The organism is Vannielia sp. ABF1_015, from assembly GCF_056160745.1.
In genome coordinates this window covers 1,772,629-1,795,082 of record NZ_JBSWXT010000001.1, presented here as the reverse complement: position 1 = coordinate 1,795,082, position 22,454 = coordinate 1,772,629, and the positions used below count along the sequence as shown (strand labels likewise).

Here is a 22,454-nt window from a genome sequence, read left to right as displayed (position 1 = left end):
GCTCATCCGCCCTCCGAGGCGTCTTCGCGGCCCGTCCGGGCGATGAAAGGCCAGAGGGCCTTGAAGAGCCCGCCCGTCAGGCCGCATCCTCCGGCTTCAATTCGCCGCTGTCGATCTGCTCCTGCTCGATGCTCTCGAACAGCGCTTTGAAGTTGCCCTCGCCAAAGCCGTCATCGCCCTTGCGCTGGATGAACTCAAAGAAGATCGGGCCGATCACCGTTTTCGAGAAGATCTGCAGCAGGATGCGGGTTTCGCCGCCATCCACCACGCCCTCGCCGTCAATCAGAATGCCGTGCTTCATCATCCGGTCCAGCGGCTCGTCGTGGCCCTGCACACGGTCCTTCGACATCTTGTAATAGGTCTCGGGCGGGCCGGGCATGAACTTGACGCCCATCTCGGCAATCTGATCGGTCGCCTCATAGATGTCGCGCGCCCCCACCGCGATGTGCTGAATGCCCTCGCCATTGTACTTTTTCAGATAGGCCACGATCTGCCCGGTCTCGCCCCGGTCTTCGTTGATCGGAATGCGGATGCGCCCGCAGGGGCTGGTGAGCGCGCGGGAGAACAACCCGGTGAACTTGCCCTCAATGTCGAAGAAGCGGATCTCGCGGAAGTTGAACAGCTTTCCGTAGAACTGGAACCACTTGTCCATGTTGCCCTTGAAGACATTGTGGGTCAGGTGGTCGAGGTAGTAGAAGCCCACGCCCATCGGGTGGGCGCTGTCGTGCCAGTCGAATTCGGCGTTGTAGGCGCTGGTCTCGAAGTAATCCTCGATGAAATAGATCAGCGAGCCACCGATGCCGCGAATGGCGGGCACGTCCATGGTTTTGCCCGGGCCTTCATAGGGCTCGGCTCCATTTTTCACCGCGTGATCAAAGGCATGCTGGGCATCGACCACGCGCCAGCCCATCGAGGGGGCGCAGGGGCCGTGCTCTTCCACGAAGTCGCGGCCATGGGTGCCCGGCTCGTCATTGATCAGGTAGCTGATATCGCCCTGCTGCCAAAGCTGGATGCGCTTGGTCTTATGGGTGGCGACATGGGTATAGCCCATGGCGCGGAAGGTCTCGCGCAGATGCTCTGGGTCGGGATGGGCGAACTCGACGAATTCAAAGCCATCGGTGCCGGCGGGGTTTTCATCACTGATGGTCGCCTTGGGGGCGTCGTGGGGGAAGGGGCCCATGGGTATCTCCTGTTCGCTTTTCGGAAGTTTAGCGTATCTTTGGGGCGGATTGTGCGCGTTATTGCTAGGAAAAAGCCGACAACCCAGGCTAAAACCGCACATAACCCAATATTAACGCGGAAAACACGCATGACACTCGATAAAGCCGACTCAGCCCTCCTGCGCGTTCTGCAAGAGGATGCCAACCAAACGGCGGAGGCCCTCGGGCAAAGGCTGGGGCTCAGCCCAAGCCAAGCCGGGCGACGGCGGCAGCGGCTGGAAGCCGCCGGGCTAATCGCGGGCTATGTGGCCCGGGTCGAGCCGGAGGCCGTTGGGCTGGGGGTGCAGGCGATGATCCAGGTCCATATGGCGGCCCATGCGCCAGACGCGGCCCAAAGCTTTGCCTGGCTCGCCGCCACAACGCCGGAGATCACCAGCGCCTGGGTGATGACCGGCGATGCCGACTACCTCCTGCGCATCTTCTGCACCGATCTGGCAGCCCTCAATCGGCTGGTGCAGGAGGTGCTCCTGCCCCATGCCTCGGTGGCCCGCGTGCAAAGCCAGATCGTCATGGCCCAGCTCAAGCCCGACGGCCCCCTGCCGCTCTAGGCCGGGTTACTTCCGCCCGAACCGCTTTCGATTGCGCTCCAGAAAATCCGCCACCATCCCCGGCAGGCCCCCGCTTGCCCGCCCTTTGAGGTAAAGCGCCCCCGAGCCCGCGCCGATAAACCCGCCGACAGCATCCACGATGATGTCTGTCATGGTGTCCGGCAGGCCCGATTTTTGCATGTTGGTGCCAAACCCCTCATCCATCGCAAATTCGAACACCTCCCAAAGCGCGCCGATCGTCATGGCAAAGCAAAAGGCAAACAGCGCCATTGCCCAGGTCGGGGCGGCGTAGCGGTCTCCCTGAAACAGGATGAAGACAAGGACAAAGCCGATCAGCCCGAAGCCCACCGCCGAGCCGCCGTGCAGCAGCACATCCCACCACCAGAACCTATCATAAAACTGCCAGACCTCGCCAAAGAACAGCGTTGCGACGATGAAGAAGGTGAGCGCCGCCATGAAGGAGGGCGGCACGTAAATCTCGAACCGCCGCGCCAGCGCCATCGGCACCAGCGTCAGTGAAAAGGTCGCCACCGCGATGAAGGCCGTCTGGTAGCGCCCAACCCAGAGCGACTCGGCCAGCGCGCCGGCAAGGATCAGCCAGAGTGCCTTGGTGAACCAGCTCGCCTGCGCCATTTCGCCCCCCTTGGCACCGCGCCCCGCGATACCGACATATATAGCATGGCCACATCATCGCCCATTCGGGTTGCCAGCTACAACCTTCGCAAATGCCGGGGCACCGACGGGCGCCGCGATCCGGCCCGCGTGCTCGATGTAATCGGCGCGCTCGGGGCCGATGTGGTGGCGCTGCAAGAGGCCGATCTGCGCCTTGGCGCGCGCCCGGCCGCCCTGCCCCCGGCGATGGTGGAGGCCGAGAGCGATTTTGAGCTGGTGCGCCTTGCCGCCTCGCCGGTGTCCATCGGCTGGCATGGCAACGCGATCCTGCTACGCAAGGGTATGGCCCATGGCGCACCGCGCCGTATCGAGCTGCCCGGGCTGGAGCCGCGCGGGGCCGTGGCGGTGGATCTGGACGCGCTGCGCATCGTTGGCGTGCACCTCGGCCTGCTGCGCCGCTACCGCCGCGCCCAATTGGCGCAATTGCGCGAGCGGCTCGCCGCCCTGCCGCCCCTTCCGACGGTGATCACCGGCGATTTCAACGAGTGGCGGCTCAATCGCGGGCTGGAGCCGCTTGATGGGGCCTATCAGGCGCATGCCCCGGGCCGCAGCTTTCCCACGCGCCGCCCGATGGCAGCGCTGGACCGGGTGGCCCTTTCGCATGATCTGGCGCTGCAGGATGCGGGGGTGAATGATAGCCCGCTGGCCCGCCGCGCCTCCGACCATCTGCCGATCTGGGCAGACATCATCCCCGCCGGGTAGCCGCCCGCTCCCCCGATGAGCGCAGCGAAAAGGCCCGCGCAGCCGCCTTCAGAAAAAGCTCAGCGGATCCACATCCACCTGCACGCGCACCCGGTTCGGCCAGTCGAACTGCGCCAGCCAGGCCGTCACCGCGCCCTGCACCGGCGCGGTCTTCTCGGCCTTGATCAGCAGCCGCACCCGATGCCGCCCCCGGATCCGCGCAATCGGCGCGGGCGCGGGGCCAAACACCTGCGCCCCGATCGCCCGCAGCGGCTCCGCCCGCCGCGCCATCGCCATGCCCAGCGCATTCACATCCTCCAGCTCCGGTGAGCTCAGCACGATGCCCACCAGCCTGCCATAGGGCGGCACGCCCGCCGCCTTGCGCTCCTCCGCCTCGGCGCGCCAGAAGGCCTCTTCATCCCCGCTCAGGATCGCCCGGATCACCGGATGCTCGGGCTGGTAGCTTTGCAGCACCGCCAGCCCCGGCGCTTCGGCCCGCCCGGCACGGCCGGCCACCTGCCGCATCAGCTGAAAGGTCTTTTCCGCCGCCCGCAGGTCACTCCCCTGAAGGCCCAGATCGGCGTCGATCACCCCCACCAGCGTCAGCAGCGGAAAGTTGTGCCCCTTGGCCACCATCTGCGTGCCGATAACGATATCCGCCGCCCCGCCCGCAATGCCCTCCACCGCCGCCTTGAGCGCCCGCGCAGAGCCAAAGAGGTCGCTTGACAGCACCGCCACCCGCGCCTCGGGGAATAGCTCTTTCACCTCTTCCGCCAGCCGTTCCACCCCCGGCCCCACCGGTGCCAGCTTGCCCTCCACCTCGCAATTCGGACAGATCTCGGGCACCGGCTCGGTATGGCCGCACTGGTGGCACATCAGGCGCTTCAAAAACCGGTGTTCCACCATCCGCGCATCGCAATCCGGGCAGGCCACCTGGTGCCCGCAGGCCCGGCAGATCGTCACCGGGGCATAGCCGCGCCGGTTGAGAAAAAGCAGCGCCTGCTCCCCCTTCTCCATCCGGTCGCGCACCAGCCCCTGCAGGCTGGGAGACACCCACTTGTCGCCCGGCAACCCCTCGGTGCGCATGTCGATGGCGTTCATCTCCGGCAACACCGCCGTGCCGTAGCGCGATGTCAGCTCAACGCGGGCATATTTTCCGGCCTCCGCGTTGGCCCAGCTTTCCAGCGAAGGCGTGGCCGAGGCCAGCACCATCTGCGCGCCCTCGATGCTGGCGCGTAGCACGCCCATGTCGCGGGCCGAATAGGTCACCCCATCTTCCTGCTTGTAGGAATTGTCGTGCTCCTCGTCGATCACGATGAGCCCCAGCTCGCGGAACGGCAAAAACAGCGCCGAGCGCGCGCCCACCACCAGCGACGCCCCGCCCTCGCCTACCATCTTCCAGCAGCGCCGCCGCTCGGTGACTGTCACGCCGTGGTGCCATTCGGCGGGCTTGGCGCCAAACCGCGCTTCGACCCGGGCCAAAAACTCCTGCGTCAGCGCGATTTCCGGCAGCAGCACCAGCGCCTGCCGCCCTTGGCTGAGGCACTCCGCCACCGCCTCCAGATAGACCTCCGTCTTGCCAGAGCCGGTGACCCCCTTCAGCAGCGTGGTGCCATACTTCCGCGAGGCGACGCCCGCCCGCAGCGCCGTGGCGGCCTCGGCCTGCTCTGCATTCAGCGCCTTGCCGCCATAGCCCGGGTCCAGCGCCGGATAGGGCACATCGCGCGGGGCCAGTTCCTCGCTCACCGCGCCCAGCTTCACCAGCCCCTTCACCACGCCGGTCGAGACACCCGCGATCTCCGCCAATTCGCCGAGGGTAAAGGACAGCCCGCCATGCTCTTCCAGCACCGCCAGCACCCGCTCGCGGGCAGGCGTCATCCGGTCCACCTCGCCCTGCCCGGGCCGATAGACCTTGCGCATCCCCGGCGGCGTGGCGAGGCCGGGCGCACGGGTGGCCATGCGCAGCATCTGGTGCATGTCGGTCAGCGTGTAGGCCCCGGCGCGGGTCAGGAATTCGCGCATCCCCGCGCCCATCGGGGCCACATCCAGCACCTCGCCCACGCGGCGCAGCTTGGCGCGGTCAAACCCGCCCTCGCCCGGCCCCCAGACCACGCCCATCACCCGGCGCGGCCCCAGCGGCACCACCACGAAGGCTCCTTCGGCCACGCCGCCCGCGGGCGCGGCATAGTCCAGCGTGCCGCCCAGCGGCTGGGTGGTCAGCACCGCAACCGGCTCGCCCTCAGCAAAATGGCATCCCTGCGATGTGGCGTTAGCGCTCACATTTCCACCTTATCCGGGTTTCAGTGCCCCCTGTCCTGCGGTATGAGAAGCGCAACCGCAAGTCTGCCCGAGGAGGCCGCCCATGAAATTTTTCGTAGATACCGCCGAGATCGACGCCATCGCCGAGCTGAACGACCTTGGCATGGTCGACGGCGTCACCACCAACCCCTCGCTGATCCTCAAGTCGGGCCGCGACATCCTCGAAGTCACCAAGGAAATCTGCGACCTCGTCGATGGCCCGGTCTCTGCCGAGGTGGTCGCCACCGACGCCGAAACCATGCTCGAAGAGGGCAAGAAGCTCGCCGGCATCGCCGAGAACATCGCGGTGAAAGTGCCGCTCACATGGGCCGGGCTGAAAACCTGCAAGGCGCTCTCCGACGCGGGCACAATGGTCAACGTCACCCTCTGCTTCTCGGCCAATCAGGCGCTGCTGGCTGCCAAGGCCGGGGCCACCTTCATCTCGCCCTTCATCGGGCGGCTGGATGACCTCAACCTCGACGGCATGGAGCTGATCGGCGACATCCGCACGATCTATGACAACTACGCCTTCTCCACCCAGATCCTCGCCGCCTCGATCCGCTCGGCCAACCACATGAAAGACGCCGCCCTGATCGGCGCCGACGTGGCCACCGCACCTCCGGGCGTGATCAAGGCCATGGCCAACCACGTGCTCACCGACAAGGGCCTCGCCCAGTTCGTCAAAGATGCCGCCGAGGCCAACATCAAGATCGTCTGACAGACCCGGGCACAGGGGCAATTTGCCTAGACAATTCGTCTAAAATTGTCCCTGCCCCATTTTCTTGCTGCAAATACTCCCACGGGGGTGTGGGGGTGTGAAACCCCCACGCTTGCCCTGTGACTCAAGCGCCACCCTCAAAGCCGCTCCCCCCGCCTCACCGACAAAACCCTTGCCCGCCCGCGCTTCGGTTTGAAACAAAAGAGGCAACCAAAAACCACGCATGGGCTATAATGCACCCATGACGGATCGAGAGGCAGATATGAGCGAAGCAGCGGAGCAGCTGATCGGGCTGCGGTCCATGATCATTTCCGAACCCGATATGATCCTTGAGGATCGCGACATCATGCATGCGCTGATCGCGGCCAACGAGAAGGCACTGGGCGGCAATATCGTCGATCTGCGCGGCATCGCGATGGAGCGGCTGGAGGCGCGGCTGGACCGGCTGGAAGATACCCACCGCTCGGTCATCGCCGCCGCTTATGAAAACCTCGCCGGCACCAATCAGGTGCACCGCGCGGTGCTCTCCATGCTGGAGCCGATGGAGTTTGAAGAGTTCCTGCGCAACCTCGGCGGCGAGGTGGCTAATACTTTGCGGGTCGATTGCCTGCGCCTCGTGCTGGAAAGCGTGCAGGAGGGCGAAGACCCTGCCGTACAAAAGCTGGGCGACGTGCTGCATGTGGCCCCCCCGGGCTTCGTGAACGACTACCTCACCATGGGCCGCGACAAGCCGGTGCGGCAGGTGACGCTGCGCCAGACCCGGCCGCAGTTTTCGGTGATCTACGGTGCCGCCGCGCCCGATATCCACTCCGAGGCCTGCCTGAAGCTCGACTTCGGCGCAGGGCGCCTGCCCGGCCTGCTGGTGATGGGGGCTGAAGATCCGCACCAGTTCCGCCCGAGCCAGGGCACCGACCTGCTGGGCTTCTTCGCCGGCGTCTTCGAGCGCCAGATGCGGCGCTTTCTGGGATGAGCTTGCTGCCTCCGGCGCTGGCTGGCGCGCTGGAGCTGTGGCTTTCGCAGCTGCGGGCGCTCGACGGGCGCGCCGAAAACACGCTGACCGCCTATCAGCAGGATGTTGCGGCCTTCCTCGCCTTCCTCCCCGGCCACCTCGGCGGCGAGGGGCTTGGCGTGGCGCGGATGGCCGACCTCACGCTCACCGATATGCGGGCCTGGATGGCCCATGAACGCGGCACCGGGCTGGGCGCACGCTCGCTGGCGCGGCGGCTCTCGGCGGTGAAGGGCTTTCTGGGCTGGCTGGCCGAACGCGAGGGGCTGGAGCTTTCGGCACCGCTCTCGGTGCGGGCGCCGAAGTATCAACGCAAGCTGCCCCGCCCCGTTGCGCGCGGTGCGGCCCGCGACCTGATCGACACCGTCTCCCTGCAACACCCCGACCCTTGGGTTGCCGCCCGCGATGTGGCGGTGGTGACGCTGCTCTATGGCTGCGGCTTGCGGATTTCCGAGGCGTTGGGGCTGCGCGGGGCGGATGCGCCGCTGGCCGAGGTGCTGCGGATCACCGGCAAGGGTGGCCGGGAGCGTCTAGTGCCGGTGCTGCCGGTGGCCCGCGCCGCCGTGGAAGACTATCGCCGCGAGTGCCCGCATGAGCTAGGCGCGACCGAGCCGCTGTTTCGCGGCGTGCGTGGCGGGGCGCTTGGCCCCCGCGCCGTGGCCCGGGTGACAGAGGCCGCCCGGATGCAGCTTGGCCTGCCCGCCACGTGCACCCCCCACGCCCTGCGCCACAGCTTTGCCACCCATCTGCTGGAAGCGGGCGGCGACCTGCGCACGATTCAGGAGTTGCTCGGCCATGCCTCGCTTTCAACCACGCAGGCCTACACCGCGGTGGACAGCGCCCGGCTGATGCAGGTCTATGACCGCGCCCATCCGCAGGGCCGCAAGCGCGCCTGATGCAACTGCACCGCACCCCCGAGCCTGCCCGCGCCGGTTTGCGCAGTGCAGCATGCTATTTCCTTGCCGCGCCCGCCCCGGCCCGGTAACCCTTCGCCCCATGTCGGATCAGTTCAAGGCCTATGGGGTCCACCTCTTCACCGCCACCGGGGCAGCACTTGCGATGCTGGCCATGCTTGCCGCCGTGCAAGGCGACTGGCCGGTGATGTTCCTCTGGCTGCTCGCCGCCTTCGCCGTGGATGGCATAGATGGCCCACTGGCGCGCAAGTATGACGTCACCCTGCATGCGCCGATCATCGACGGCACCCTGCTCGACCTGATCATCGACTTTCTGACCTACGTGTTCATCCCCGCCTTCGCGCTCTACGGCTCGGGCCTGCTGCCCAACCCTTGGGCGGCCCTCTGTGCGCTCGGCATCTGCTTTTCCTCGGTGCTCTACTTCTCCGACACGCGGATGAAGCTGACCGACAAGAGCTTTCGCGGCTTCCCGGGCTGCTGGAACCTCGCGGTGCTGGTGCTGATGGCGATGCAGCCCGCGCCGTGGATCACCGTGCTCACCTGCATCGTGCTGGCCGCCGCCATGTTCCTGCCGCTGAAGTTCGTCCACCCGACGCGCACCAAGCGCTGGCGCAACATCACGCTGCCGATTGCGACGATCTGGGTCATCCTTGCTGTCATCGCGGCGTGGCAGAGCTTCGAGCAACTGCCATGGCTCTCATGGTCGCTCGGGCTGACAACGCTCTACCTCACCTTCGCGGGCATTCTTCAACAGGTCATCCCCCAGCGCTGAGCCTCACGGGAATGTGCCGCGCGCCGGGCTGCAAGGGGCAGGCAAATGCGCTACCTTGAGGGCGAACGTGATCGACCCGGGAGACGCCCCATGCAGATGCTCCGCCGCTAGATCAACAGGCTCGCCGCGCCCTCGTGCTTGAGCAGCGCCACCTTGGTTTCCACGCCCACGCCGCCCGAGAAGCCTCCTAGGCCACTGGCCCCCAGCACCCGATGGCAGGGGATGACCAGCGGAATCGGATTGGCCCCGCAGGCCCCGCCGATGGCTTGGGCGGGAACGCCGAGCGCTTTCGAGATCGCGCCGTAGGTTGTGGTTTCACCAAAGGGGATCTCGCACATCTGTGCGCAAACTTTCTTTACCAAGTCAGGGGCCTCGACCCTCAGCGGCAGGTCAAACACCTCCCGCTCCCCTGCGAAATAGCCCTCGATCTGCCGCGCCGCCTCACGCAAAAGCGGCGAGCCCTCGCCCGCCGCCTCATCGCTCCACGTCACCCGGGTAATCGCCCCGCCCTCCTCGGTCAGCACAATGCGGCCGACGGGGGTGGAGATAGCGAGAGAGGTCAATCAGAGGCCCTGTGCCCGGAATCAAGCCGAAGGTGCCGGGCACGCGCCGGCCCGTCCGGGCGGGTCGGCGCCTCCTCACCGCAGGCGCATCGCATGACCGGAAGAGGACAACCGCACCATAAAGTGCCAGCCATCCAAGGTTGCATGCGCCACCCCACGGGCCGGCGCGTGCCCGGCTTCCGTGAGGTGGCCGCAAGGGTCACCCCAGCGCCTCATCACAGCGGCCGCATACCGCCTCGTGCCCATGCGTACCCACATCCGGCAGGATCTTCCAGCAGCGCAGGCACTTCTCGCCTTCTGCCTTCTCGAAGACCACGCCAATGCCCTCGACCTCGGGCATACGGAAGGCCTCCGAAGGCGCGGGATCACCCGAGAGCGACACGGCGGAGGTGATGCAGATGTCCTCGAAGGCCACGCTCTTCAGCGCCTCCAGCACCGCCGCATCCTCAACATGCACAACCGGTGCGGCCTCCAGCGAGGCGCCGATGACCTTCTCGCGCCGCTGCACCTCCAGCGCCGCCGTCACCACGCGCCGCGCACGCCGCACCCCGGCCCACTTCTCTGCCAGCGCCTCATCGCGCCACGCCGCAGGCGTCTCGGGGATATCGACCAGATGCACAGACGAACCCTCGCCGCCGAACCGCTCCAGCCAGACCTCTTCCATGGTAAACACCAGCACCGGCGCAAGCCACGTGGTCAGCCGGTGGAACAGGATATCCAGCACCGTGCGCGCCGCGCGTTGGCGCAGGCTTGGGCCATCGCAGTACAACGCGTCCTTGCGGATATCGAAGTAAAAGCTCGAAAGCTCCACCGTGGCGAAGTTGAACACCGCCTGGAACACGCCCTGGAAGTCGTAGGAGTCATACCCCTTGCGCACCACCTCATCGAGCTCCGCCAAGCGGCTCAGCACCCAGCGCTCCAACTCGGGCATCTCGGCGGGCTCAACAGCCTCTGCCGCGTCATACCCGGCCAGATTGCCGAGCAAGAAGCGCATGGTGTTGCGTAGCCGCCGGTAGCTGTCGGCCACCCCTTTCAGGATCTCCGGGCCGATCCGCTGGTCGGCGGTGTAATCGGTCTGCGCCACCCAGAGCCGCAGAATATCGGCGCCATACTGCTTCACCACCTCCTCGGGCACGATGGTGTTGCCGAGCGACTTGGACATCTTGTTGCCCTTCTCGTCCAGCGTGAAGCCGTGGGTCAGCACGCCGCGATAGGGCGCAACCCCACGGGTGCCGACCGATTGCAGCAACGAGGAGTGGAACCACCCGCGATGCTGGTCGGTGCCCTCAAGGTAAAGATCGGCCACCCCATCGGGCGCGCCATCCTCGCGGTCGCGCAGCACGAAGGCATGGGTGGAACCTGAGTCGAACCACACGTCGAGCACGTCGAAGACCTGCTCATAGGCCTCCGGGTCATGGTCCCCGCCAAGGAAGCGCTCCTTCGCGCCCTCGGCATACCACGCATCCGCACCCTCGGCCTCGAAGGCCTTGATGATCCGCGCGTTCACCTTCTCGTCGCGCAGCAGGAAGTCCGCATCCTCGGGCATCGCGCCCTTCTTCACGAAGGCGGTCAGCGGCACGCCCCAGGCCCGCTGGCGCGAAAGCACCCAGTCGGGGCGGCTTTCCATCATCGAATAGAGCCGGTTGCGCCCGCTCTGCGGGGTCCACTTCACCTGATCAATCGCGGTGAGCGCCCGCTGGCGGATGGTGGTGCCAAGCTTGTCCTGCCCATCGCCCAAGTCCTTGTCGATCGCGGCAAACCACTGCGGCGTGTTGCGATAGATCAGCGGTGCCTTGGAGCGCCAGCTGTGCGGGTAGCTATGGGTGATCCGCCCGCGCGCGATCAGCATCTGCGCCTCCGCGAGCTTGTCGATAACCGCCTTGTTGGCCCCGCCCTCCTTGCCGTTCGGCTTGACGATCACCTGCCCGCCAAAGAACGGCAGATCAGCGCGGAAGGAGCCATCCTCCAGCACGTTGTAGGTCATCGGCAGGCCGTACTGGCGGCCGATCTGGTAGTCGTCGTCCCCGTGGCTCGGCGCGGTGTGCACAAAGCCGGTGCCTGCCTCGGCGGTGACATGATCGCCCGGCAGCATCGGCACGTCATAGTCCCATTCGCCCTCGGCCCCGTCGAGCTTGTAGAGCGGATGCACGGTTTTCATCGCGCCCAGCTCGGCAGCGGCGGCGCCCCGCAGGCGCTCGTAGCTTTCCACCCGCGCCTGCGCCATCACCGCCTCGGCCAGATCGTCGGCCAGCAGATACTTGTCGCCCACCTTGGCCCAATTGTCCTCGGCGGCGGCGGTCACCTTGTAGAGCCCGTAAGAGATATCGGGGCTGAAGCAGACCGCGCGGTTCTGCGGAATGGTCCATGGCGTCGTCGTCCAGATGATGACAGAGGTGTCGGCGAAGTCCTCGGCCATGGCCTGCACCGCGCCCATCACCGCATCCTGCCCCTCGTTGCCGGCCTGCGCGAAGTGCTCGATCAGCTCCGGCGTGCCGGCAAAGCCGCCGATCCGGAACTTCACCCAGATCGTGTGGCTCTGATGGTCGTGGTATTCCACCTCCGCCTCGGCCAGCGCCGTCTTCTCGACGGGCGACCACATGACAGGCTTGGACCCCTGATAAAGCGCGCCGTTCATCAGAAACTTCTGGAACTCGGCGGCAATCGTGGCCTCGGCGTGGAAATCCATGGTGAGGTAGGGCTTTGGCCAGTTGCCGGTGATGCCCAGCCGCTTGAACTCCTCGCGCTGGATATCCACCCACTTCTCGGCAAAGGCCCGGCACTCCTGCCGCAGCTCGACAATCGGCACCTCGTCCTTGTCCTTGCCCTTCTGGCGATACTGCTCCTCGATCTTCCACTCGATCGGCAGGCCGTGGCAGTCCCAGCCGGGGATGTAGCGCGCATCGCGGCCCATCATCTGCTGGGAGCGCACCACCATGTCCTTCAGGATCTTGTTGAGGCCGTGGCCGATGTGCAGGTGGCCGTTGGCATAGGGCGGGCCGTCATGCAGCGTGAAGGGGGTGCGGCCCTCCTTCTCGCGCAGGCGGTCATAAACGCCGATCTCCTCCCAGCGGGCCAGCCAGCCCGGCTCTCGCTTGGGCAGGCCCGCGCGCATCGGAAAATCGGTTTTGGGAAGGTTCAGCGTGTCTTTGTAGTCAGGCGTTTCGGCGCACATTGGGGGCGTCCTTGGCGTAGTCTTTTGAAATGGTCGGTGAGGGCGGCGCGGCGGGGCCATGCGCCTTGTCCCGGCGACTCCTGTTTCAGAGCGCCGGGCCGCTAATTCGAATGATGGCGAGGCCCGTATGTGTCATGGGCAGGCTTATAGGCAGAGGCGTGGGCAAGGTCCAGCGGCGAGGACACCTCGCAGGGTGGACGAGCCGCTCACCCGGGCGGCTCTTCGCCCTCTTCGCGCCGCTCAGATGCCTCATCGCCCTCGGCCCGCTCCGCCGCCTCCTGCGCCGCCCAGCGGTTGAGCCAAGCCAGCGCCGCCAGCGACAGGCCCAGCGCGAGGAAGCTGAACACCCGAAACAGCCCGGTCAGCCCGCGTGCGTCGATCAGGAACACCTTGACCACAGCCACCCCGATCACAAACAGTGCCGCACGGCGCAGCAGCGTGGAGCCCTTGGCAATCGCCTGCCAGAGCAGCGCGGCCCCCACCGCGATCAGCACCACCGTGTAGGTGTAAAGCTCGCCATCCAGCCAGCCGTTGCCAAGCGACAGATCATCGCCCAGCCAGAACCGCCTGATCTCGATAAATACCCAGAAGCAGCCCAGCGCCACGGCTGGCACCAAGGCCCAAGGCACCAGCCGCCGCCCGCCGATCCGCGCCAAAGCGGCAAGCGCCAACGCGGGCAGCAGGTAGGCCACCGCCAGCGTGTCCAGCACCAGCGGACCGTGGATTCGCGCAAGCGGAAACAGGAACCCGCCCCCCGGTGAGACGAACGGGTTGAAGAGCGTCAGCCCCAGCAGCAGGAACATCCCCGCCGCCGCCAGGTAGAGCGCGGCCAGCACGATCCGCAGCCACTTCAGCCGCCCGCCCAGCCGCATCCGGTAAACCTGAGCCAGCGCGCAGAAGATCCAGACCGTCGCCGTCAGCCCCATGCTCCAGTGGCTGAACAGCCCGTCCTCGCCCACCCGCTCCTCGATGAAGCGCCAGAGCGCAGCGGTGACGAAGATGCCGCCGATCATCAGCAGCCCGCTCTCCAAAAAGGCGCGGCCCGTCAGCCGGTTTTCGCGGGGGATCAGCCGCAGGGCCACCGCCATGCCAGCCAACGCCGCGCCGAACCCGAGGGCAAAGGCGCCCCAGCTAGCGCGGAGCGACCAGAACAGCCCCGGGTCGGCCACCACCCGCCAGCCCAGCACGATGACGCCGAGCGCGATGAAAATCTGCATCTCGCGCAGCCGGAAGCGCCTGTCGAGCGCGGCGGCCATCACCAGCAGCACCGCCAGCGCCACCGTGAGCGCAACCTTGGTCAGCAGCACGAAGAGCGCCAGCGCGATCAGCGCCGAGGCCGAGAGCACCGCCCAGGCCGCACGGCGGCGCTGCGCCCCGTCGGCCTTGGCAAAGCGCACCGAAATCGCCACCATCAGCGCGGCCAACGCCAGCACATGCGCCGCCCAGCCAAAGGTGCCCGGCGTGCGCGGGGAGAGCCAGAACAGCTCCAGCCCCAGCGGCACCAGCGGCGCAAAGAGCGCGGCGAAAATGCCCCAGAACAGCGCTTGCCGCCCCACCGCCTCGCGCCCCTCCACGAGGCTGCGCCACGCCGCCGCCACGGTGCCATGGGCCGCCATCACCAGCACGAGGCTGGCCTCAAGTGGCAGCGCGGGGATCGGCACGCCGGTGGCATCCACCCGCGTGGCATCTCGCATCAGCACCCCGCCCATCAGGCTTTCCATCGGGATCACCGCGAGGAAGCCCAGCGCCGGAAACAGCACCATCTCGCTCAGCGCCTTGGCCTGCCACGCCCAAAGCGTCACCGCGAGGATCAGCACCGTGAAGAGCCCCTCGATCAGCAAAAACTCCCCTGCCCCGTCGCGCGGCAGCACCAGCAGCACAAAGCAGGCCGCCGCCATCGCGCCCCAGGCGATCAGCACCTCGTAGCCGCCCCAGCCGCCGCTCCTGTCCAGCAGCCAGCGCAGCGGCGCACCGCCGTCATGGGTTGGGCCGATCTCGCGGCGCGGCAAGGCCATCGCCGCCAGCACCATCACCGTGAGCAAAATGGCAAAGCCCGGCATCTCTCCCGACCCGGCAAAGCACGCCAGCCCGCCAAGCCCCGCCACCACGAGCGCCAGCACCGAAACCCAGCGCCACTGCCGCCAAGCATCAATCCCGAGGCCCGCCACCCCAAGCAGCCCGTAGTAGACGTAAAACATCGTCGCGCTCTCGGCCTCGCCGCCCACGAGAAAGGGGGCCGCCCCCGCGCCGATCAGGCCGAAGGCCGCCAGCACCGGTCCGTTCAGCCAGCCCAGCAGCAGCGCGCCGACAGACACCGCCACCAGCCCCGCCATCGCCGGGCCCGCGCCGATCAGGTCATAAAGCCCGCGCGCCGCCAGAACCGCGCCGTAAAGCGAGACAAGCCCCGCCGCGCTGAAGGTGTCGGGCAGATAGGCCACCGCGTCTTGATGGCCGTGCTTGCGCCGGATCCATTCGCCGCCCGCGATCAGCGCCGCGCCCAGCGCCAAGGCGGCGGCCACGCGCATCACCGGCGTCAGGTAGCCCTGCTCTATCCCGTATTGCACAAGGAACAGCCCCGCCAGCGCCAGCGACAAGGCGGACACGGCGTAAAACCAGTTGGCCTGCAGCCAGTGCACCAGTTTCTCGCCCCAACCGGGCTGCGCCGGGGCCTCTGGCTCTTTCGGGGCGGGCTTGTCTCTGGAGGGCTCATAGCCCTCTTCCCACGGCATCTTGGGCCGCTCTGTCGCAGCCGCCGCGCCCTCCGCTGCCCGGTCATCGCCCTGCTGCGCCTTTGCTCCGGGGGCCAGAGCCTCCCGCGCCGTTATGCGCGCCGCGTCTTCAGGGTCTCCGGCCTCTGCCGCGGCGGCTTGCAGCGGCGCGGCCTCTTTCGGCGGAGCCTGCTGCGACCCGCGCTTCAGCCTTTCAACCTCCCGCGAAAGCCTGTCGAGGTTGCGGTGAAGCCGCCCCAGCCCGGATTGAACCGCGATCAGCCAGATCACCAGACCGATGACGACAAGCGCCACCAACGCAACAACAACTTCCACAATCCGCCCTCACTGTCCCCGGTCTGGCAACAGTAACCCTTTGTTTCCCCGCAGGGAACCCGCGCGTCAGCTGTCCTCGGCGCTTTCGCCGCGCCCAAACAGCCCGGTCAGCGCGCGGCGCACCAGCCCCGTCACGCTCGGGCGGCGGCCTTCGCCAAAGGGCAGCGGGCGGCACACCTCCATCGCGGCCACGCCCACCCGCGCGGTGAGTGCGCCGTTGATGACCCCTTCGCCAAAGCGGCGTGACAGCTTGCTGAGCACCCCGCCGCCCGCGACCGAGCCGATCAGGTCATCGCCCACCGCCACCGCACCGGTGGCCACCAGATGCGCTAGCACCGTGCGCGTCAGCCGCCACGAGCCGAACACCCCGGCACGGCCGCCATAAACCTCGGCAATCCGCCGGATCATCCGCATGTTGGAGGTCAGCGCAGTAAACACATCGGCCAGCGCCAGCGGCACGATCGCGGTGACGGTCGCCACCTGCCGCGCGGCGGCCTCCACCTCGGCCTGCGCGGCCATGTCGAGCGGCACCAACAGCTCGCGCTCGGCCAGCGAAAGCAGCGCATCGGCGTCAAAGGCATCGCCCCGCCGCTCGGCCAGCCTGTCGCGGCCCCATTTCGTGTCATCCCGCAGCGCATAGAGCTTGTCGAGCCGGTCCACCACGGCGCGCGCCTCTTTCAACTCGCCGCTCACCAAGGCCCCCGCCGCCGCCTTCTGAATGCCGTCCAGCCGCGCCAGCCGGGCAAAGGCCGCCAATTCGCGCAGCGCCATGATTGCCAGCGCAATGAGCGTCACCGCAATCAGCGCCGTGGCGACGTAGCCCAGCACCGGCGCGCGCTCCAACAGCCGCATCACGAAGTCCCATGCCGCGACCGACACCACCAGAGAGACCACGCCCACAAACCCGGCCCAGAACAGCCGTGCAATCCGGCTCTTTGGCCGGGCCGAGGCCGCCGCCAGCCGCTGCATTGCCGCCCGCTCCTGCGGGATCATATCGGGCACCGGCGGTGCCTTGTCCGGCCCCGGCGCGTCGTCTTCCACTTCAAAGACCAGCGGCCCTGATTTCTCGCTCATCGCAGCCTGTCTCCGATCAGGAACTCCGCCGCCCGGTCCAGCCGGATATGCGGCGGCCCCTCGCCAGGGCTCAGTGAAACTTCGGCCGGGGCGAACTTCATCACCGCATAATCCCCGTCAAGCCAGCTCTCGCGCCCGCCCCGCGCCGCCCCCAAAAGCCGGCCCGGATCTTCCGGCAACGCACCGGGATACATCGCCGCCTTCTTGCCGGTTTCCATCAGGGTGCCGCGCACCAGATCAATCTCGCGGCCCTCGTGGCTGCGCGTCTCCTCGGTCGTCGCCCTCAGCGCGGCAATGCTCATCGCCTGCGTCTTCGCCCCGGCAAAATCCGCGCGGTCCTTCGCCTCGCGCACCAGCGCCTCGGTGATCGCCGTCAGACTGCCGTGCTGCTTGTGATGCAAATGGTCGGCCTTTGTGGCGGCAAACAGGATCTTTTCCACCCGATGCCCGCCCAGCAGCCGCATCAGCCAGCCGTTCCGCCCCGGTTTGAACGCGCCCAGAATATCGGCCATCGCCTGTCGCAAATCCTCCAGCGCCTTCGGCCCAGCGTGAATGGCCCCCAGCACATCCACCAGCACCACCTGCCGGTCGATCTCGGCGAAATGATCGCGGAAGAACGGCTTCACAACGGAGCGCTTGTAGGCCTCGAACCGCCGCGCCAACTCGCGCCGGAGCGAGCCCCTCGGGGCTTCCCCGGGCGGCAGCGGTGCGAAGGTCAGCGCGGGCGACCCCTCCAGCTCACCGGGCAGCAAAAACCGCCCCGGCGTGCAATCCGAAAAGCCCGCCTCCCGCGCCGCCTTCAGGTAATCGGCAAAAGCCTCCGAAAGCCGCTTCGCCACCAGCTCCTTAAGCTTGTCCGCGCCGTCCACAGCCTCCAGCGCCGCTACGAACTCCGCCCCCTGCTCTCGCGCCCGCGCCTTCTCCAGCGCCTGCGCCGCCCACTCATCATAGCTGAGGTCCAGCAGCCCAAGGTCGAGCAACCACTCGCCCGGGTAATCCACGATATCGAGATGCACCACCTGCGGCCCGCGCAAGCCGCCCAACAGCCCGCCCGGCTGCACCTTCAGGCTCAAGCGCAACTCGCTCACCGCCCGCGTGCTCTCGGGCCAATGCGGCTCGGGGCCAACCATGGCGGCGAGGTGATCCTCATAGGCAAAGCGCGGCACCGTGTCGTCCGGCTGGGGCTGCAGATAGGCCGCGCTGATCGCACCATCAGCGGCGGCGCGCAGCCCGCCCATCCGCGCGCGATCCATCAGGTTGGCCACCAGCGAGGTGATGAACACGGTCTTGCCCGCCCGGCTAAGGCCGGTCACGCCCAGCCGGATGCGCGGTTCCAGAAAGCCCCCGGTGACAACATGGCCCACCGTCTCGACGCTCCGCGTCACCCCATCCGCAATGGTGGAAAATACCACGCCTGCCCCTTTCACTCCGTTACCGGTTACTTAGGGCAGCGCGGCCCGCATGTGTAGGGTGGGCAATCTGCCCACCACCGGAGGCGCCTCAAATCCGCCCGCTCTCCCAGAGCCACCAGATCGCCAGGCCGGCAATGAGCAGAAAGTTGAACGCCAGCCACCCCAGAATGCCCAGCACCACGCCCTTGCGCCGATCCGCGGGGTCAACCTCTTCGAGGAACCGGCGCACCACCTTCTCGGCCTTTGCCACCCGCGCGGCGTCATACTGAAAGGCGAACTTCGGCACCTCCATCCGCGTCTCGGTCTCGGCGATATAGGCCGCCTCGCGCCGCACCTTCTTGGGCATCAGCCGCCCGCCCTTGCGCAGCTTCTCCGCCAGCGTCTCGCCGCGCCGAATGCCCAGCCGCTCGGCCATCATCTGCGCCAAGCCATCGGCCACCTGTTTCACCGGATGTTCCATGCCGAGGCTTCTAGCCGCCTGCGCGCGCGCCGAAAACCCCGCTTGAGCAGGCCCCGCGCCCGCGCTATGCCCGCCCCATGCTGGCCATCACCCGATACGAGGGCGACACCTCTGCCCCCACCCTGCTCATCGCCCACGGCCTCTTCGGCTCTGCGCGCAACTGGAATGTCATCGCCAAGCGGCTCTCGGGCCCGCGCCCGGTGGTCTCCGTCGACATGCGCAACCACGGCGAAAGCCCGTGGTTTGACAGCCACAGCTACGCCGACCTCGCCAGTGATCTTGCCGAGGTGATCGAGGCCGAGGGCGCACCGGTGGACCTGCTCGGCCACTCCATGGGCGGCAAGAGCGCGATGGTGCTGGCGCTCGCTCGCCCCGAGCTGATCCGCCGCCTCGTGGTGGCCGATATCGCCCCCGTCGCCTACAGCCACACCCAGGGCCACCTGATCGAGGCGATGCGCGGGCTCGACCTCACCGGCCTCACCTCCCGCTCAGAGGCCGACAAGCGCCTCGCGGCCAGCATCAACACCGCCTCCGTGCGCGCCTTCCTGCTGCAATCGCTGGACCTCAAGGCCAGCCCGCCCCGCTGGCGGCTGAACCTCGACGTGCTCGACCGGGAGATGGACAAGATCGTCGGCTGGCCCGCACCCGAGGGCGAATTTACCGGCCCCGCCATGTTTATCGCCGGCGCGGAGTCCGACTATATCCAGCCCGACGCCCGCCCCCTGATCAAGGCGCAGTTCCCGAAAGCCCGGCAAATCAAGATCCCCGGCGCCGGCCACTGGCTGCACGCCGAACAGCCGCGCGAGTTTGAAGCCGCCGTCGAGGCCTTCCTCTCCGCGTAGGGTGGGCAATCTGCCCACCGCCTCCTATCCGGCCAGACGCTTCGCCACCAAGAAGGCCACCGGAACCGCCAACACCGCGCCAAGGGCCGCTGCAATCAAGATCGGCCAAAGCGTGTCTTGCCCCATCACCAATGCGGCCACCACGCAAGAGCCCGCCAGCGTGGTGCCGATGAGCGAGTACAAAACCAAAGCAAGCCGGATCATCGCCAGCCTCCATATCAGGGCGCGTCTCGCCGCCACCCTGCCACCGGCCCCACATTCAAACCTTGATATGCGTCAAACGCCGCCTCAGGGGCAGTGCATCTTGCCCTTGGTCAGGTTGTAATCGCCGCTGAGCGAGCCTTCCGACACCTCGCAGCCCGTTGCCTGCTTCACCGCCATCGCCACGGCTGCCGGATATGTCTTGGAATTGGGCAGGCCGAAGTTGGTGCGCACCACCTGAAACTCCGGATCATCGGCGAATACCTTGAAGGTATAGCCCATGGCTTGCACCTTCTGCGCCGAATAACCCGAAAGGTCTTCCTTCACGGTGTTGCAGCCCATCAGGGCGAGGGGGAGCGCCAGCCATCGCATGGCCCCAGCCTGCCCCGCGCGTGGTTAACAAAGCCCTAACGGCTCAGGCCTCGCGCACCTCCGTCTCCCGGCTGCGCCCGCGCCACCACGCGCCCAGCAGCACCAGCAGCGCCACCACAAAGACGGCCCCGGCAAGCCACGCCAGCCCGGTGAACAGCAGGAACAACGCCCCCGCCGCCGCCATCACGGCCAGCGCATATAGTGTCACTCGTCCACGGCTCGGCATTGCTCTCTCCTTCTCTGACTATGCACTCAAACGCCGCCCACACCCCGCCTGTTCCGCCCGAAAACGCGAAAAGGCGCCGCGACAGGGCCTGAGCCCCGGCGCGACGCCTTCCTGAACGGTCCGGCCTCGCGGCGCTCCCGTTCGCATGCACCAGCCCTCGCGGGCCCTGCACAAGCGGGATCAACCCTCTCGGGTCGTCCCCCCATCCGGTCGAGGCTTGCGCCTCTCCCGGCCAACGCGATGGCTGTTTCGCCGCCTTCCCGGCTTGGCTTCAAAGAAACCGCCCCGTTTCGGCCAGCGTCCGGTGCTCTCAACACGCCCCAGCCTCGGGTCGCCCCTCCGCCGATGCGCTCCAGCCCCGAAGGCCCCCGCGCCCCGCTCCGGGTCTTGCGACCCCTTGCGTTAACAAAACCGTCACACTTGCGGGGTGAGTCGGGCAAGGCAAATTTAGGTCCGATGCGGAATTTCTTGGGGATAAGGTGTTGGAAAGACGTGTGAATAACCTGTGCGCAACCCGCTTTTGCCCCACGATCCCAACAGCTTGCCGCGCAAACCTCCGCCACGAATGTTCCGCCCCGGATTCCCACGCCCGCGCCAAAGTGCTACCCTCCCGAAAAACAAACGCCCCGGAGCAGCCCCATGACCCGCATCACCCTGACCCTCATCGCCCTCACCCTCCTCTCGGCCTGCGAAACCGTGAAGGGAGTCGGACGGGACGTGACGAACACGGCAGACGCTGTGCAGAACGCGTTTTGAGGGGGTTAATGGTGGTGGAAGATCTTCTGCCTTAGCGCTACTCTAGCCACCAGCACTCTAAGAGTTGACTTGATCAAATCGTCCAAGGTTGAGCCTTCGGTATAGTCAGCTTCGCAATAGAAATCTATTCGGCCTGCCTCTTTCAGACTCTTACACTTATCCTCGCTCGTTTCGCTCGAATATACAGCGACGGCGTGGCCACCACTCTTCATTGTCACTGTCATGCTCGGAACATCGGTATCACCATCGCCAATGTAGATGATATTGTCAAAAGGAACTCTCCGATCCGCTTCCGGCATATGAGAATTAATAGATTCATTAACGTCAAGAACGCCCTTATTAATTCGAAAAAGATACTGAGTCTTAGATGTATCCGAGATAACTCGAGCTGGCCACTCCGGCGCGCCATACTCACTATAATAGAACTCACAGGCGAATATTTCTTTGAACTCGTGAGCTATGGCAGAACCTTCAATCATTTCCTTCAGACCGGATGAAATTACATAGTGCTCTATGTTAACATTTTCTCCTCCCGGCAAGGATCCAGCGAATGAGTTAATTCGGCCAAACCAATCCAGCACGCCTGGGAAAAACTTAATACTACTCCCATGGGCGTGAAATGTCGGGCGATCAAGGCGAACGTGCTTTGCCTTGGCGAGCTCAAGCATATCCCTCATGTATACTAAGAGTTCTTCGGAAGAGGTGGCGGTGCGCTCTTGCTTCACAGTTTTCCAGAATTCACCGGGTGCCACATCGAGAGACGGGAGCACACCATAATGTTGCATTGCCTCAGGCGACAATGTGCCGTCGAAATCGTAGACCAAGGCTATGGTGTTCTGCTTAAACCGACTTAGTTTTTCTCCATCCATTTCCGCAGCCTCCTCAACAACACCAGAAGGCGAAATCTACAGACTAAACTATAGCTGCACTTCGACCCACATTCTCCTCTATCAGCAGCCTCACTCCGCCGCCACCCCCGGCACATCCTTCGCCAGCAGCCCGGCCACCGAGATATCCTCGTCCAGCCCTTCCCAATGCAGCCCAAAGGGTGAAATCTCCACCGCCGCCCGCTCCTCCGCACTCGCCCCGAGCAACCGGGGAAACCACGCCAAAGGCACGCCAATGGTGCGCCCGTCTTCCAGCGCCACCCACATCGCATCGTCGTCAAACCGGACATTAACCGCCGAAATGGTCATGCCATGCCTCCATGATCCGCTTCCGGTTCTCCCCCACAATTCCGGCCAGCCGTCGCAGCGTTCGGGCATCGAACCCCGCCGCACGCTCCAGCCGAACCACAGGCTCGACCCAGAATTTCGCTTCCGACCGATCCCTCATCACGTGGATGTGCACCGGCTCACGCGGGTCTCCCTCGTTGGAATAGAAGAAGAAGCGGAACCCCTCGTGGCGAAAGACCGTCGGCATGTGGGGAGGTTAGAGCAGGGGCGTGTGGCTGTCACCTGCGCAATGATCCACGGTGTGGGCACGCAGTTTTCCAAGGAAAAC

General features: G+C 66.2%; 23 protein-coding genes. 8 read left to right on the top strand and 15 right to left on the bottom strand.

Features of this window, described 5'->3' with window-relative positions; all coding sequences use genetic code 11:
• Window positions 1-76 precede the first annotated feature (76 nt).
• Window positions 77-1,180: a 4-hydroxyphenylpyruvate dioxygenase gene (gene hppD, locus ACXAG6_RS09030; RefSeq protein ID WP_475337100.1), complete on the bottom strand. Its 1,104-nt coding sequence runs from the start codon at window positions 1,178-1,180 to the stop codon at window positions 77-79.
• Window positions 1,181-1,309: 129 nt separating this feature from the next.
• On the opposite strand from hppD, the gene ACXAG6_RS09025 reads away from it, so the two are divergent.
• A complete protein-coding gene (locus tag ACXAG6_RS09025) occupies window positions 1,310-1,768 on the top strand; it encodes an Lrp/AsnC family transcriptional regulator (RefSeq protein ID WP_475337099.1) in 459 nt (152 codons plus the stop codon).
• A gap of 6 nt (window positions 1,769-1,774) precedes the next feature.
• On the opposite strand, the gene ACXAG6_RS09020 is transcribed toward ACXAG6_RS09025, so the two are convergent.
• A complete protein-coding gene (locus tag ACXAG6_RS09020; protein ID WP_140013587.1) occupies window positions 1,775-2,401 on the bottom strand; it encodes a DUF2238 domain-containing protein in 627 nt (208 codons plus the stop codon).
• A gap of 45 nt (window positions 2,402-2,446) precedes the next feature.
• Here ACXAG6_RS09020 and ACXAG6_RS09015 point away from each other — a divergent pair, with 45 nt between their 5' ends.
• Window positions 2,447-3,142, top strand: coding sequence for an endonuclease/exonuclease/phosphatase family protein (locus tag ACXAG6_RS09015; protein ID WP_475337098.1), 696 nt, complete (start codon window positions 2,447-2,449; stop codon window positions 3,140-3,142).
• A gap of 48 nt (window positions 3,143-3,190) precedes the next feature.
• Here ACXAG6_RS09015 and ACXAG6_RS09010 read toward each other — a convergent pair whose 3' ends face one another.
• Entirely contained in the window at window positions 3,191-5,401 is a 2,211-nt protein-coding gene (locus tag ACXAG6_RS09010; RefSeq protein ID WP_475337097.1) for a primosomal protein N', read from the bottom strand.
• Window positions 5,402-5,483: 82 nt separating this feature from the next.
• On the opposite strand from ACXAG6_RS09010, the gene fsa reads away from it, so the two are divergent.
• The 4 genes from fsa to ACXAG6_RS08990 all read left to right on the top strand — a co-directional run bounded on the left by fsa (window position 5,484) and on the right by ACXAG6_RS08990 (window position 8,829).
• Complete coding sequence (gene fsa, locus ACXAG6_RS09005; protein ID WP_140013584.1) at window positions 5,484-6,137, top strand: fructose-6-phosphate aldolase; 654 nt, start codon at window positions 5,484-5,486, stop codon at window positions 6,135-6,137.
• A gap of 262 nt (window positions 6,138-6,399) precedes the next feature.
• Complete coding sequence (locus ACXAG6_RS09000; protein WP_475337096.1) at window positions 6,400-7,107, top strand: DUF484 family protein; 708 nt, start codon at window positions 6,400-6,402, stop codon at window positions 7,105-7,107.
• Window positions 7,104-8,039 (top strand): tyrosine recombinase XerC, encoded by a 936-nt coding sequence (locus tag ACXAG6_RS08995; protein WP_475337095.1) that lies wholly within the window; start codon window positions 7,104-7,106, stop codon window positions 8,037-8,039. The genes ACXAG6_RS09000 and ACXAG6_RS08995 overlap by 4 nt, the downstream gene beginning before the upstream one ends.
• 100 nt (window positions 8,040-8,139) lie before the next feature.
• Window positions 8,140-8,829, top strand: coding sequence for a CDP-alcohol phosphatidyltransferase family protein (locus tag ACXAG6_RS08990; RefSeq protein WP_475337093.1), 690 nt, complete (start codon window positions 8,140-8,142; stop codon window positions 8,827-8,829).
• 107 nt (window positions 8,830-8,936) lie between these two features.
• Here ACXAG6_RS08990 and ACXAG6_RS08985 read toward each other — a convergent pair whose 3' ends face one another.
• The 6 genes from ACXAG6_RS08985 to ACXAG6_RS08960 all read right to left on the bottom strand — a co-directional run bounded on the left by ACXAG6_RS08985 (window position 8,937) and on the right by ACXAG6_RS08960 (window position 18,554).
• Window positions 8,937-9,392 carry a methylated-DNA--[protein]-cysteine S-methyltransferase gene (locus tag ACXAG6_RS08985; protein WP_475337092.1) on the bottom strand — a complete coding sequence of 152 codons (456 nt, stop codon included), beginning with the start codon at window positions 9,390-9,392 and terminating at the stop codon, window positions 8,937-8,939.
• Window positions 9,393-9,591: 199 nt separating this feature from the next.
• Window positions 9,592-12,564 carry an isoleucine--tRNA ligase gene (ileS, locus tag ACXAG6_RS08980; RefSeq protein ID WP_475337090.1) on the bottom strand — a complete coding sequence of 991 codons (2,973 nt, stop codon included), beginning with the start codon at window positions 12,562-12,564 and terminating at the stop codon, window positions 9,592-9,594.
• Between the two features lie 206 nt (window positions 12,565-12,770).
• Complete coding sequence (locus ACXAG6_RS08975; RefSeq protein WP_475337088.1) at window positions 12,771-15,608, bottom strand: DUF2339 domain-containing protein; 2,838 nt, start codon at window positions 15,606-15,608, stop codon at window positions 12,771-12,773.
• Between the two features lie 66 nt (window positions 15,609-15,674).
• Complete coding sequence (locus tag ACXAG6_RS08970) at window positions 15,675-16,682, bottom strand: YcjF family protein (RefSeq protein WP_475337087.1); 1,008 nt, start codon at window positions 16,680-16,682, stop codon at window positions 15,675-15,677.
• Window positions 16,679-18,094 (bottom strand): YcjX family GTP-binding protein, encoded by a 1,416-nt coding sequence (locus ACXAG6_RS08965; protein WP_475337086.1) that lies wholly within the window; start codon window positions 18,092-18,094, stop codon window positions 16,679-16,681. The genes ACXAG6_RS08970 and ACXAG6_RS08965 overlap by 4 nt, the downstream gene beginning before the upstream one ends.
• An 88-nt stretch (window positions 18,095-18,182) precedes the next feature.
• Window positions 18,183-18,554, bottom strand: coding sequence for a hypothetical protein (locus ACXAG6_RS08960; RefSeq protein ID WP_475337085.1), 372 nt, complete (start codon window positions 18,552-18,554; stop codon window positions 18,183-18,185).
• Between the two features lie 77 nt (window positions 18,555-18,631).
• On the opposite strand from ACXAG6_RS08960, the gene ACXAG6_RS08955 reads away from it, so the two are divergent.
• Window positions 18,632-19,396 carry an alpha/beta fold hydrolase gene (locus ACXAG6_RS08955; protein WP_475337084.1) on the top strand — a complete coding sequence of 255 codons (765 nt, stop codon included), beginning with the start codon at window positions 18,632-18,634 and terminating at the stop codon, window positions 19,394-19,396.
• Between the two features lie 24 nt (window positions 19,397-19,420).
• On the opposite strand, the gene ACXAG6_RS08950 is transcribed toward ACXAG6_RS08955, so the two are convergent.
• The 3 genes from ACXAG6_RS08950 to ACXAG6_RS08940 all read right to left on the bottom strand — a co-directional run bounded on the left by ACXAG6_RS08950 (window position 19,421) and on the right by ACXAG6_RS08940 (window position 20,195).
• Window positions 19,421-19,600, bottom strand: a complete 180-nt coding sequence (locus tag ACXAG6_RS08950) for a CTP synthetase (RefSeq protein WP_140013571.1) — start codon at window positions 19,598-19,600, stop codon at window positions 19,421-19,423.
• A gap of 84 nt (window positions 19,601-19,684) precedes the next feature.
• On the bottom strand, window positions 19,685-19,969 hold the full coding sequence (locus ACXAG6_RS08945) for a hypothetical protein (protein ID WP_475337083.1): 285 nt from the start codon (window positions 19,967-19,969) through the stop codon (window positions 19,685-19,687).
• Window positions 19,970-20,012: 43 nt separating this feature from the next.
• Window positions 20,013-20,195 carry a hypothetical protein gene (locus ACXAG6_RS08940; RefSeq protein WP_475337082.1) on the bottom strand — a complete coding sequence of 61 codons (183 nt, stop codon included), beginning with the start codon at window positions 20,193-20,195 and terminating at the stop codon, window positions 20,013-20,015.
• 639 nt (window positions 20,196-20,834) lie between these two features.
• Between ACXAG6_RS08940 and ACXAG6_RS08935 the strand changes: the two genes are divergently transcribed.
• Window positions 20,835-20,951 (top strand): entericidin A/B family lipoprotein, encoded by a 117-nt coding sequence (locus ACXAG6_RS08935; protein WP_475337081.1) that lies wholly within the window; start codon window positions 20,835-20,837, stop codon window positions 20,949-20,951.
• Window positions 20,952-20,956: 5 nt separating this feature from the next.
• Here the strand turns inward: ACXAG6_RS08935 and ACXAG6_RS08930 are convergent, their stop codons facing one another.
• The 3 genes from ACXAG6_RS08930 to ACXAG6_RS08920 all read right to left on the bottom strand — a co-directional run bounded on the left by ACXAG6_RS08930 (window position 20,957) and on the right by ACXAG6_RS08920 (window position 22,373).
• The gene (locus ACXAG6_RS08930) at window positions 20,957-21,820 is read right to left on the bottom strand and encodes an HAD family hydrolase (protein ID WP_475337080.1); all 864 of its coding nucleotides are present in this window, start codon (window positions 21,818-21,820) and stop codon (window positions 20,957-20,959) included.
• 90 nt (window positions 21,821-21,910) lie between these two features.
• Window positions 21,911-22,147 (bottom strand): DUF2442 domain-containing protein, encoded by a 237-nt coding sequence (locus ACXAG6_RS08925; RefSeq protein WP_475337079.1) that lies wholly within the window; start codon window positions 22,145-22,147, stop codon window positions 21,911-21,913.
• Window positions 22,128-22,373 carry a DUF4160 domain-containing protein gene (locus ACXAG6_RS08920; RefSeq protein ID WP_475337078.1) on the bottom strand — a complete coding sequence of 82 codons (246 nt, stop codon included), beginning with the start codon at window positions 22,371-22,373 and terminating at the stop codon, window positions 22,128-22,130. The genes ACXAG6_RS08925 and ACXAG6_RS08920 overlap by 20 nt, the downstream gene beginning before the upstream one ends.
• Window positions 22,374-22,454: the final 81 nt, after the last annotated feature.

What these genes read in the sequence shown, in the direction of transcription:
- hppD (WP_475337100.1), bottom strand. Translation starts at nt 1,180, where the DNA reads ATGGGCCCCTTCCCCCACGACGCCCCCAAGGCGACCATCAGTGATGAA.
- ACXAG6_RS09025 (WP_475337099.1), top strand. Translation starts at nt 1,310, where the DNA reads ATGACACTCGATAAAGCCGACTCAGCCCTCCTGCGCGTTCTGCAAGAG.
- ACXAG6_RS09020 (WP_140013587.1), bottom strand. Translation starts at nt 2,401, where the DNA reads ATGGCGCAGGCGAGCTGGTTCACCAAGGCACTCTGGCTGATCCTTGCC.
- ACXAG6_RS09015 (WP_475337098.1), top strand. Translation starts at nt 2,447, where the DNA reads ATGGCCACATCATCGCCCATTCGGGTTGCCAGCTACAACCTTCGCAAA.
- fsa (WP_140013584.1), top strand. Translation starts at nt 5,484, where the DNA reads ATGAAATTTTTCGTAGATACCGCCGAGATCGACGCCATCGCCGAGCTG.
- ACXAG6_RS09000 (WP_475337096.1), top strand. Translation starts at nt 6,400, where the DNA reads ATGAGCGAAGCAGCGGAGCAGCTGATCGGGCTGCGGTCCATGATCATT.
- ACXAG6_RS08995 (WP_475337095.1), top strand. Translation starts at nt 7,104, where the DNA reads ATGAGCTTGCTGCCTCCGGCGCTGGCTGGCGCGCTGGAGCTGTGGCTT.
- ACXAG6_RS08990 (WP_475337093.1), top strand. Translation starts at nt 8,140, where the DNA reads ATGTCGGATCAGTTCAAGGCCTATGGGGTCCACCTCTTCACCGCCACC.
- ileS (WP_475337090.1), bottom strand. Translation starts at nt 12,564, where the DNA reads ATGTGCGCCGAAACGCCTGACTACAAAGACACGCTGAACCTTCCCAAA.
- ACXAG6_RS08970 (WP_475337087.1), bottom strand. Translation starts at nt 16,682, where the DNA reads ATGAGCGAGAAATCAGGGCCGCTGGTCTTTGAAGTGGAAGACGACGCG.
- ACXAG6_RS08960 (WP_475337085.1), bottom strand. Translation starts at nt 18,554, where the DNA reads ATGGAACATCCGGTGAAACAGGTGGCCGATGGCTTGGCGCAGATGATG.
- ACXAG6_RS08955 (WP_475337084.1), top strand. Translation starts at nt 18,632, where the DNA reads ATGCTGGCCATCACCCGATACGAGGGCGACACCTCTGCCCCCACCCTG.
- ACXAG6_RS08950 (WP_140013571.1), bottom strand. Translation starts at nt 19,600, where the DNA reads ATGATCCGGCTTGCTTTGGTTTTGTACTCGCTCATCGGCACCACGCTG.
- ACXAG6_RS08945 (WP_475337083.1), bottom strand. Translation starts at nt 19,969, where the DNA reads ATGCGATGGCTGGCGCTCCCCCTCGCCCTGATGGGCTGCAACACCGTG.
- ACXAG6_RS08940 (WP_475337082.1), bottom strand. Translation starts at nt 20,195, where the DNA reads ATGCCGAGCCGTGGACGAGTGACACTATATGCGCTGGCCGTGATGGCG.
- ACXAG6_RS08935 (WP_475337081.1), top strand. Translation starts at nt 20,835, where the DNA reads ATGACCCGCATCACCCTGACCCTCATCGCCCTCACCCTCCTCTCGGCC.
- ACXAG6_RS08930 (WP_475337080.1), bottom strand. Translation starts at nt 21,820, where the DNA reads ATGGATGGAGAAAAACTAAGTCGGTTTAAGCAGAACACCATAGCCTTG.
- ACXAG6_RS08925 (WP_475337079.1), bottom strand. Translation starts at nt 22,147, where the DNA reads ATGACCATTTCGGCGGTTAATGTCCGGTTTGACGACGATGCGATGTGG.
- ACXAG6_RS08920 (WP_475337078.1), bottom strand. Translation starts at nt 22,373, where the DNA reads ATGCCGACGGTCTTTCGCCACGAGGGGTTCCGCTTCTTCTTCTATTCC.